General features: G+C 49.7%; 1 protein-coding gene. It reads right to left on the bottom strand.

Annotation, left to right across the window (positions count from 1 at the left end; translation table 11 throughout):
• Window positions 1-338: glycerol-3-phosphate acyltransferase (locus LKX83_RS31965; RefSeq protein WP_255655020.1), on the bottom strand; the 338-nt coding region annotated here is incomplete at its 3' end.
• Between the last annotated feature and the right edge of the window lie 56 nt (window positions 339-394).

Consider the following 394-nt stretch of genomic DNA (forward strand, 5'->3'; position numbering starts at 1 on the left):
CTCTTATTAAGATCCGCCGCGATATCCCTGCGATGCGCAAAGACAACGACAACTGCGATGACAAGCAAGCTAACCGCCTGCACGTCATCCATTTGCCATATAAAGACGGCGAGCGGCATAAGAAGAAAACTCAGCAGGCCGCTTATCGTAAAATTGCGTACAAGCGGATACGATACAACACATAAAGCAAGCATGTACAGCAGAGCAACAGGATCATACATAGCAATGACACCGAGCGCGGTGGCCACACCTTTGCCCCCGCAAAACCTAAGCTGCACCGGCCAAATATGCCCACTGATAACTGCCAGCATCGAAAGCAGCATTCCCCAATCATCCATCCCTATTGATGATGCGAGCCATACGACAACCGCACCCTTAGCAAAGTCCAATAAAA

Source organism: Cohnella baijiui, from assembly GCF_020731285.1.
Classification (GTDB): domain Bacteria; phylum Bacillota; class Bacilli; order Paenibacillales; family Paenibacillaceae; genus Cohnella.